The sequence below is a fragment of the Pseudoleptotrichia sp. genome, assembly GCF_057270515.1.
Window position 1 is genome coordinate 173,224 of sequence record NZ_DBHIXS010000004.1, and the last position, 10,544, is coordinate 183,767.

At 32.1% G+C, this 10,544-nt stretch carries 6 protein-coding genes; 4 read left to right on the top strand and 2 right to left on the bottom strand.

The window, feature by feature from the left end; translation table 11 throughout:
• The first annotated feature begins 154 nt into the window (after nucleotides 1-154).
• Both ACO5J6_RS04980 and ACO5J6_RS04985 read left to right on the top strand, forming a co-directional pair.
• Entirely contained in the window at nucleotides 155-757 is a 603-nt protein-coding gene (locus tag ACO5J6_RS04980) for a class I SAM-dependent methyltransferase (protein WP_485642464.1), read from the top strand.
• A 131-nt stretch (nucleotides 758-888) separates the two neighbouring features.
• Complete coding sequence (locus tag ACO5J6_RS04985) at nucleotides 889-1,383, top strand: flavodoxin (protein WP_485642465.1); 495 nt, start codon at nucleotides 889-891, stop codon at nucleotides 1,381-1,383.
• A 274-nt stretch (nucleotides 1,384-1,657) separates the two neighbouring features.
• Here the strand turns inward: ACO5J6_RS04985 and recJ are convergent, their stop codons facing one another.
• Nucleotides 1,658-4,600: a single-stranded-DNA-specific exonuclease RecJ gene (gene recJ, locus ACO5J6_RS04990; protein ID WP_485642466.1), complete on the bottom strand. Its 2,943-nt coding sequence runs from the start codon at nucleotides 4,598-4,600 to the stop codon at nucleotides 1,658-1,660.
• Nucleotides 4,601-4,831: 231 nt separating this feature from the next.
• On the bottom strand, nucleotides 4,832-5,494 hold the full coding sequence (locus ACO5J6_RS04995; RefSeq protein WP_485642467.1) for a DUF3298 domain-containing protein: 663 nt from the start codon (nucleotides 5,492-5,494) through the stop codon (nucleotides 4,832-4,834).
• A gap of 485 nt (nucleotides 5,495-5,979) precedes the next feature.
• Between ACO5J6_RS04995 and nifJ the strand changes: the two genes are divergently transcribed.
• Nucleotides 5,980-9,519: a pyruvate:ferredoxin (flavodoxin) oxidoreductase gene (gene nifJ, locus ACO5J6_RS05000; RefSeq protein ID WP_485642468.1), complete on the top strand. Its 3,540-nt coding sequence runs from the start codon at nucleotides 5,980-5,982 to the stop codon at nucleotides 9,517-9,519.
• Nucleotides 9,520-10,054: 535 nt separating this feature from the next.
• On the top strand, nucleotides 10,055-10,544 hold a 490-nt coding region (locus ACO5J6_RS05005; protein WP_485642469.1), incomplete at its 3' end, for a hypothetical protein.

The window sequence follows — 10,544 nt, forward strand, 5'->3', positions numbered from 1 at the left end:
TTTGATAGACTCAATTTTTATTTACAAAACTCGGAATAAAATATATAATATAAATATCATAAATATAAAAATAAAAAAATGGCAAAAAATGAAAATGAGAAAAATAAAAATGAAAGGAGATATGACTTTGAAATTTTCAGTCATATAATCAGAAATGGAGCATTATTTTTCAGAAAATCCGAATATAAAGTCCGAAAAGAGAAAAATAAAGTACGCAATAGAAGATAAAGATTTTGAATTTATTACTGATAATGGAGTTTTTTCCAAATCCAAAGTCGATTTTGGGACAGATTTGATGCTGAAAGTTTTTATGAAAAACTTTAATTCTCAAGAAAAATTGGATATTCTGGACATTGGTTGCGGATACGGGGTAGTTTCGGCTGTAATAAAGACGTTTTATCCTTTTTTAGATATAACATTATCTGACGTCAATGAAAGAGCATTGGAATTAAGCGAGGAAAATCTGAAAAACTGTAATATAAATGAATACAGTATAATAAAATCCTCTGCTTTTGATAATATATCGGAGAAATATGATATAATTCTTTCAAATCCTCCGATAAGGGCAGGAAAAGAAATAATATTTAAAATATATGAGGGAGCTTATGAACATTTAAGGGAGGAAGGAGAATTTTACTGTGTAATTCAGACAAAACACGGTGCCAAAAGTACAAAGAAAAAATTGGAAGAAATTTTCGGAAATTGCGATACTTTGACCATAGACGGAGGGTATAGAATTTACAGAGCCAAAAAATAATTGAAAGCAGTTATAGAAAACAAAGGGAAATAAAATTTGTTTTTCTAAAAGTTTGACAATCAAAATAAAATATGGTATATTTACTTATAATGTGGAAATTTTAGATTTAATATAAACGGGAGGAAAGAGACATGTCAAAAATTGGTATTTTTTATGGAACAACTACAGGAGTAACAGAAGATGCTGCAAAAAAAATAGGTGAAAAATTAGACGGAGCCGATGTATATAATATCGCAGGAAACGAAGACAAACTTGGCGATTATGATGTTCTTATTTTGGGAACTTCGACTTGGGGATTTGGAGATTTGCAGGATGACTGGCAGACAGCATTGGACGCATTATCAAATCTTGATTTAAAAGGTAAGAAAGTGGCTTATTTTGGTTCAGGAGACCAGATGACTTTTTCAGATACATATGTAGACGGAATGGGTATTTTAAATGAAACAGTAGAGAAAAAAGGTGCTGAAATAATAGGTCAGACAAGTACGGACGGCTATGATTTCAGTGAATCAAGAGCAGTTAAAAATTCTAAATTTGTGGGACTGGCTATTGATGAGGTAAATCAGTCAGACCTTACTGATGAAAGAATAGAAGCGTGGACAGAAGAATTAAAAAAAGTTTTATAATATAAATTTAAAATATTAGAATAAACTATGGTGTTCAGCAACTGAAATTTTAAAGTAAATTATTTCAGTAGGTTGAATATGATAAATAAAAAGACAAGATATTTTTATAAATAAAAATGAGTCTATTAAAAGACGGGAAGCACATTAAATGTGATTTTAGCTATATTTATATATAACTAAAATAAATCAATTTTCACGAGTTGATTTTCTCTCCAAAAAGCAAATAAAGAGGCGTATCCACAGCGTCTCTTTTTTGCAATCTGTTAATTATTAATTATAATATTTCCGGTATGGACTCATCCGAATAGAGAGTTTCGCCCTCCTGAAATAGTTTTTTCAGCTTGATTTTTTCTTCTAAAGGAAGATATTCAACGTAAATATTTTTTAAATCTTTTAATTCCGATTTTTTTAGAGTGTTAAGGAAAATAATGTTTTCGGGTATTTTTATATTTTCATTTACTATTTCTATTGAAGAAAATATATCTGATTTTTCGGATTTAGAATTCTTAAATTTAATATTTTCTAAAATAAATTTTTTAAATTCGGAATTATTCGGGTGAGAATTATTTGAATTATTTTTATCATATTTATTATCAAAAATACAGCAAAATCTTGTCTGCATATTATTTATGTCCAAATTATCAGTGTCAACTTCATTATTTTTTTCCAGAAATTTTTCAAATCCGCTTTTGTCATTATAAAATAGGGTAAAGGGATATTTTGTATCATTCATAATATCTAAATTTTGTTTATTAGACGAATTTTCCATATTTTTTATGTTTTTTTTGTCATTTGTATCAGACTTATATTCATATTCTGAAGTTATATCAAAATATGTTCTTATAAACGGATTATCATAAGGAAAATTTTTAACATTTTTTGTAACAATTCTGCTTTTTCTGCCCGTTCTCTTCATATAATAAATTCCTAGAGTGAGCAAAAAGTTATTCAGCATTTTTGCGGAATAATTATTTACGGAGCTATTTGATATATTTGCAGAATTATTGCTTTCAGAGTTGCCTGATGTTTTTATAAAGTCATTGTCAGTTTGTATTATCAAATTTTTATTCTGTTTAAAAAATATTCCGAGCAGTTTTTTTGTATAACTATCGTATTCCATATTTCCTATCAGAAATTCTTTTATTTTTTTGAAAATGGAAATATCGGTATAATCATAGCACTCAAAAATATAATCTTTTTTAATCAATATATCTACTATGTTATGCGTTGAAGTTTTTCTTATTTTTTCTATTTTTATTTTAAAATTACTATTGTAATATTTATTCAGTAAAATAAGCAGGTTGGAAATATTGTAGTCAAGTCTGCCGACAAATTTTCTTCCTTGGAAAAGGGAAATCTGGTCAAATTCGATTTTAGTATTCAGCAAAGTTTCACTTTCCAAATCAATATTCGTATAAAATACAGATTTTAAAGGGAAAGAAGTATTGTATAAGGAATGATAATAAGAAAGAGTATCATCTTTTAAATCTGACACTTTGATGTCATCAATATAAACTTTAGTATAATATTTATCCTGAAACGGTTCTACTTTCAGTTTGTATACAATATCATAAAATAAATTTTGGCTCAAATCCTTGAAATATTCTCCTGCTCCGAACCATACCGCATTTTTACTTGTAAAACCCTTCTGCTTTAAGTCAAACATAAGATGATTTTTACTTTCCCCAATAAACTTAATATTTTCGAGAAGTATATTTTTAGTCTGGAAAGTAGGACTCGGATTTCCGAAACCGAAAGGTTTCAGCAGTTCAATCACTTGAAAAAATTCATAAGAAATTTTTTGTATAGGAATTTGTTTATCAATATTTATAACTTTGACAAAATCTTCTTTTTTCAATATTTTTTTTGCATAATCGTTGATTTTTTTTCTAAACAGCTCAATGTTTTTGATAGGTATCGTAAAACCTGCCGCTCCTGAGTGTCCTCCAAATTTTACGAATAATTCGGGCATGGACTGGAGAGCTTCCAAAATGTTGAAATTTTCTATACTTCGGCATGAACCTACCGCAATTCCCTCGTCTTCTTTCACTTCCATAATGATTACTGGCTTGTAATAAATATCAACTATTTTGGCTGCGGCAATACCGATAACTCCGTGATGATACTCGGGAGAATAGTCTATAATTACAAAGTCTTTATCAATATTGTGTTTTTCAATATTTTTTTCTACCATTTCGATGATACTATTTTGCAGCTCTTTTCTTTCATAATTTTTGTTTATGAGTTCTTTTACGATAATTTCTATTTCTCTATTATTATCTGAAATTAGGAGTTTTACAACCATTTTTGCATCTTTCAGACGACCCGCAGCATTAAATACAGGAGCAATAATAAATCCCACATCATAAGTGGAATATTCCGTTTTTGGATTGTCATTACTGTCGGGATTACTGTTGAACAGCTTGTATAACAGGAAACTCAGTCCTTTATTTTCAGAAAAAGGCAGTCTTTCCAGACCGAATTTTGTCAATATTCTATTTTCCTCAAGGAGAGGCACAATATCGGCAACGGTTCCTATCGCGACAAGGTCAAGAAATTTATAGGCGTTTTCTTTTTTACCGTTTCTTTCATAAAGAGCTGAAACAAGCATAAAGACAGTTCCGACACCTGCCAGAAATTCAAAAGAAAATGTATTTTCCTTTCTTTTAGGATTGACAACTGCGACCGCAGCAGGGATATTTCCACTGTATAAATTATGATGATCGGTTATTATAATTGGAAGATTTATGGAATTTGCGTAATCTATCTCATTAAAAGCCGTAATTCCGCAATCTACAGTGATTACAAGTTCTCCTCCTGAATCCTTTATTTTTTTTAGGGCGTCATTATTGAGACCGTATCCTTCGTCCCGTACGGGAATATAATAATTTACGTTATCGGCTCCCAATTCTTTTAAGGCTAAATACAAAACAGATGTAGAAGTAATGCCGTCTACATCGTAATCTCCGTATATCCATATGTTTTTCTTTTCTTTTATTGCTTTTTCAATTTCCCGAACGGCTTTTTCCAAATCATAAAGTCCATAAGGAGATTGAATATTTTCAAGTTTTGGATTAAGAAAATTTTTAATATCTTTAGCCGACTTAATTCCCCGTGAAGAAAGAATTTTGAGAATGTCTTTATCTACAGGAATGTCATTTATCTTTATATCCTTGTCCTTAGGCGTATTTTTTATAATCCATTTAGTGTTTCTCATACTTTGCTCCTTATAATTTATGTATACATTCTATCACATTATGAGTTTAATTGGAATATGTTTTATTAAATTTTTTTAATAAAACTATGACAAAAACGCTTTCCGATATAATAGAGTTACATGAACTGCTATTAAAAAGGAAAGCGGTTATATGACTGATATAATTTTTTTAATTTATAAAATATTTCTTATAGAATATTTACAGAATGATTTTTCAAAAATTTATGGAATTTATTTGATTATTCCGATTAAATCCACAGTTAAAAATGGAATAAATAACTGACCGTCAGCAAATTCAAGACCTTCTCCCTGATTATAAAATAAAACTATGCTGTCGTCTTCCATATAGAATTTTTGAGCTTTATTGGCACCTTTAAATTTATTTTTTCCTGATTCGTTTACTTGTAGACCGAACTGCTTGATTTTATCATTTATTGCAGAATTTAAAGCTGTTTCGTAACCTTGAACAAATATATCTTTCATTCCCATTTGTTTTCCGTTTTTCACGTTAAATGTCAGGGCGTCGTTGTATTTGACTACGGTATTGTTCTTTTTATCAGTTTTTTCTATTGTAAAGAGTACACTTACAAAGCGGTCATTACTTCCCACGACTTTGTATTCGACTTTATAACTTCTGTCTTTGTTTCCTTTGAAAGAATTTACGAATTTATTTACGACTTTGTTCATATTTGTTACAACTTTTTGATTTCCTGTGAATACAGGATAAGCGATAATTGAACCGTCAGAATTTTTTGTTCTGGATATTTCCTTGACTACGTCAGGAGCAGTAGGAACATAGTTTTGGAATGTGAATGTAGTGTCTTCTTTTTCTTTTGCTCCATATGACACTGTTACAAGCGTCAAAGCCATTAAAAGTATTCCTAATTTTTTCATTTATAAATCACCTCTAATTTTATTTATTAAATTTATTTTTCAATGATTATTATATAATAAAATCGTTAAATAATCAAATAACATTTTTAAATGACAGATAAATTTAATGTATTGTTAAAAAATAATATTTTAAATGGAATTATACTAAAAAATGAGATTATATAAAATATATAAAAATTTAATATGTAACATAAATTTTGTATATTAAAATGATAGCAGCACATTTAGAAAAATACTTTGGTTCATAAAATATTTTTTTGAAATATCCAGAAAAATAAAGTGAAGATAAAATACGATTACAAAAAATTTTAAAAAAAATAATTTGTTTGTCAAAATAAATAAAAACAGAGTTAGCGGAAAGTCTGTACGGAATTAAATAAAAGCTTGACTAAATGTACATTTTAATTATATCATTGGATATATAACCATGTAAGTAAAGATTCTGATAATAAATAAAAGTTCTAAGGTTAATTTTAGGAGGAATAATGGCTAAAGTGATGAAAACGATGGACGGAAATCAGGCAGCGGCACATGCAGCTTATGCATTTACTGAAGTAGCCGGTATTTATCCTATTACTCCATCTTCAAATATGGCTGAATACACAGACCAATGGGCTTCCTACGGGAAAAAAAATCTGCTGGGAACACCCGTAAAAGTAGTCGAAATGCAATCCGAAGCAGGAGCTGCGGGAACAGTTCACGGCTCATTACAGGCGGGAGCGTTGACTACGACATTTACGGCTTCTCAGGGATTACTGCTGAAAATACCGAATATGTATAAAATCGCGGGAGAATTACTCCCCGGAGTTATGCATGTGGCTGCAAGGTCGATATCCGCTCAGGCACTGTCTATTTTTGGAGATCATCAGGATATTTATGCAGTAAGGATGACGGGCTGGGCAATGATGTCGACAAGCTCTGTGCAGGAAGTAATGGATTTGGCGGGGATAGCTCACTTGACGGCAATCAAATCGAGAGTTCCTATGCTACATTTTTTCGACGGTTTTAGAACTTCTCATGAGATAAATAAAGTAGAAGTAATAGATTATGAAGTTTTTGACAGGCTTCTTGACAGGGAAGCAGTAAAAGAATTTAGAGAGAGAGCGATTAATCCCGAAAGACCCGTAACGAGAGGTTCTGCTCAAAATGACGATGTATATTTTCAGGCGAGGGAAGCTCAGAACAGATTTTACGAAGCTGTACCTGATATAGTAAATAATTATATGAAAGAGATTACTAAAGAAACAGGCAGATATTACGCACCTTTTGTCTATTATGGTGCCAAAGATGCTGAAAGAGTTATCATTGCTATGGGTTCGGTAAATGAGACAATCAGGGAAACTGTGGATTATTTGGCTGAAAGGGGAGTAAAAGTAGGACTTCTTACAGTTCATTTATATAGACCTTTTTCAAGAAAATATTTTTTTGAAGCAATGCCCAAGACGGTAAAAAAAATTGCCGTGCTTGACAGGACAAAAGAACCCGGAGCATTGGGAGAACCACTGTATATGGACGTGAGGTCTCTATATTACGGCAAGGAAAATCCGCCGATTATAGTAGGCGGAAGATACGGACTGTCTTCAAAAGATACTACTGTGGAGCAGATATTGGCAGTTTATAAAAATCTGGCTCAACCTGAGCCGAAAGACCATTTTACAATAGGTATCGTAGATGATGTTACATTTACTTCACTTCCTCTTGAGGAACCTGTTTTTGCAGGAAATAAGGATGTAAAAGCATGCCTGTTTTATGGATTGGGGTCTGACGGAACAGTAGGGGCAAATAAAAACTCCATAAAAATTATCGGAGATAAGACAGATATGTATGCACAGGGATATTTTGCCTATGATTCCAAAAAATCCGGAGGAGTAACAAGATCCCATTTAAGATTTAGTAAAGACCCTATAAGGTCGACTTATCTCGTAACAAAGCCGAGCTTTGTTGCATGCTCCGTTCCTGCATATGTAGGAAAATATGATATGATTTCAGGATTGAGAGAGGGAGGAATATTTCTCCTGAATACAATCTGGGATAAGGAAAAACTTGTTCAAAATGTACCTAACGAGATAAAAAGGGAACTCGCAAAGAAAAAAGCCAGATTTTTTATTATCAATGCGACAAAACTTGCACAGGAAATAGGACTGGGAACAAGGACAAATACGATAATGCAGTCCGCATTTTTCTATCTGACTGAAGTAATTCCTTATGAAAAAGCTAAAGAATATATGAAAGAATATGCTGAAAAAACATATGGAAGAAAAGGAAAGGACATAGTTGAAAAAAACTTTGCAGCGATAGATAAAGGGACGGAAGGACTTGAAGAAGTATTTGTAGACCCCGAATGGGTGAACCTCGAAGTAAATGAAGAAATTATAGATTCCGCAAAATCGGAGTTTATAAAAAAAATTGCGGATCCTATTAATGCAATCAAAGGAAATGAGTTGCCTGTTTCAGCATTTATAGGATATGAAGACGGTACCCTTGAAAACGGAACAGCAAATTATGAGAAAAGGGGAATAGCAGTAGAGGTACCTGAATGGCAGCCCGATATGTGCATACAGTGTAACCAGTGTGCGTATGTCTGCCCTCACGCAGCGATAAGACCGTTTTTACTTGATGAGCAGGAAATGGCGGCAGCACCCGAAGGAATGCCTACAATAAAAGCTTTAGGAAAAGGATTTGACAATCTGAAATATAAAATTCAGGTTTCGCCTCTCGACTGTACGGGATGTACTTCATGTGTGGATGTTTGTCCTGCACCGAGGGGAAAAGCGATAGTTATGAAACCTATCGAAAGCCAGATAGAAAAGCACGAAGTCGAATATACTGACTATCTTTATGATAAAGTATCTTACAAAGACCATATAATGGGAAAAGGAACTGTAAAAGGCTCACAATTTTCAAAACCTTTATTTGAATTTTCAGGGGCATGTGCAGGATGTGGAGAAACCCCTTATATCAAACTTGTAACTCAGTTGTTCGGGGAAAGAATGCTCATAGCCAATGCTACGGGGTGTTCTTCAATTTACGGAGGATCGGCACCGTCGACTCCTTATACGAAAAATTCGTGCGGAGAAGGACCCGCATGGGCATCTTCGTTATTTGAGGATAATGCAGAATACGGATATGGAATGTTTCAAGCTGTGGAGACAATCAGACATAGAATGGCGAAAATGATGATTGAAGCTGAAAATGAAGTATCCTCGGAATTAGCCGCTTTATTTGCTGAATGGAGAGAAAATATTTCTGACGGGGAAAAAACTACGGAATTAAGAAACAAGATAGTACCGTTACTTGAAAAGGAAACAGGAAAAACAGCAAAAGAACTGCTTGAATTGAAACAGTATTTAGTAAAAAAATCCATATGGATGTTTGGAGGAGACGGTTGGGCTTATGATATAGGTTATGGAGGAATAGACCATGTACTTGCGTCGGGAGATGATGTAAACATACTTGTCCTCGATACTGAAGTATACTCGAATACGGGCGGACAGTCATCGAAATCTTCTCCTGCCGGCTCTGTGGGAAAATTTGCTTCGTCGGGAAAACCTGTGAAGAAGAAAGACCTTGCGGCTATATCTATGACATATGGAAATATCTACGTTGCAAGGGTTTCCATGGGAGCAAATCAGAACCAGACATTAAAGGCGATAAAAGAAGCCGAAGCTTATCCCGGGCCTTCGATAATAATTGCATATTCTCCGTGTATAGCTCACGGACTGAAAGAGGGATTGGGAAAATCCCAGCATGAAGAAAAGCTGGCTACGGAAGTAGGGTACTGGCCTATCTTAAGATACGACCCGAGACTTGCCGAAAGAGGGAAAAATCCTTTACAACTGGATTCCAGAGACCCTGCATGGGATAAATATGAGGAATTTTTGAAAGGGGAAAGCAGATATAACACATTGCTTACAGAGTTTCCCGAACATGCAAAACAACTGTTTGAAATGAATCTGAAAAATGCCAAAGATACTTGGAATTACTATAAAAGACTGGCGTCAATGGATTATTCATTGGAAAGTTAGAAAAAGACCGTTTAAGATTTGGAAATTAAGAAATAAATAAAATCTCGGAAAATAAGTTCAAAAATATTTTTGTTTTCATTATTATTGTAAAATTTTAAATGAATTCGAAAAATTATTTTTGGGCTTATTTTTTTATTTTCTATGATAAAAATAAAGTTATTTTTAAAAATTTGAGAAAGTTTTTAAAATCCACGATTTCTAAAATCTATATAAGTATAAATTGTAAAAAATATAAATTTTAAATTGATTAGATATAAATATATTTAATAATTTAAAAAAGTATTATACACTGACCTCAAGACCCTAAAAAAGATATAAGATAGGAGGTGTAATAATTAGCAAATAAGGAAAAAATATATGAGAGAAAAAAAATATAAAATTGGAAAAAAATTATTCATTATGATATAATAATATAAACATTCAAAAGATATTTTGAATTTTAATTAGGTATATTTAATTTAAGATATATCAAAAACATATCAGAAACAAATTATTACAGGTTAGAAACAAAAAATTATAAATAGGGAGGTAAAGAATGAAAATAAAGGTTTTACAGAAAATAAACAGTAAGATACTTATGCTGTTTATAATGTTTAGTACAATTTCTCTGTCAGACGAAAACTCTGATAACTTTGCAAGGATATTCAGGGAAGCGTCAAAACATACTGATAGCAAAAAGATAATAGAAAGGACAGTAAACTCACTATATTATGGACTTTTAGCAATATATAGAGGAGTATCACTCAAGATAAGTCAGCTATGCGGATTTATTCTGATAGCATTTATGATAATTAGTATATTGAGGATAATATTGCAGAATATAGACAAAGTAGATGTGTATACAATAATCAAAATGATACTGCCTACATTTGTAAAAAATATAGTAATAGCATTTACATTGGTAACTCCAACTGTATATAATTCAACGTCAGGGCTGACAGGTGGAGGAATGGTAAAGGGAACAATCCTGACAAGAATAGTGGAAGCAGTATTTACAATGTTTTATAGATTAGGGCTGATATTCT

What these genes read in the sequence shown, in the direction of transcription:
- ACO5J6_RS04980 (WP_485642464.1), top strand. Translation starts at nt 155, where the DNA reads ATGGAGCATTATTTTTCAGAAAATCCGAATATAAAGTCCGAAAAGAGA.
- ACO5J6_RS04985 (WP_485642465.1), top strand. Translation starts at nt 889, where the DNA reads ATGTCAAAAATTGGTATTTTTTATGGAACAACTACAGGAGTAACAGAA.
- recJ (WP_485642466.1), bottom strand. Translation starts at nt 4,600, where the DNA reads ATGAGAAACACTAAATGGATTATAAAAAATACGCCTAAGGACAAGGAT.
- ACO5J6_RS04995 (WP_485642467.1), bottom strand. Translation starts at nt 5,494, where the DNA reads ATGAAAAAATTAGGAATACTTTTAATGGCTTTGACGCTTGTAACAGTG.
- nifJ (WP_485642468.1), top strand. Translation starts at nt 5,980, where the DNA reads ATGGCTAAAGTGATGAAAACGATGGACGGAAATCAGGCAGCGGCACAT.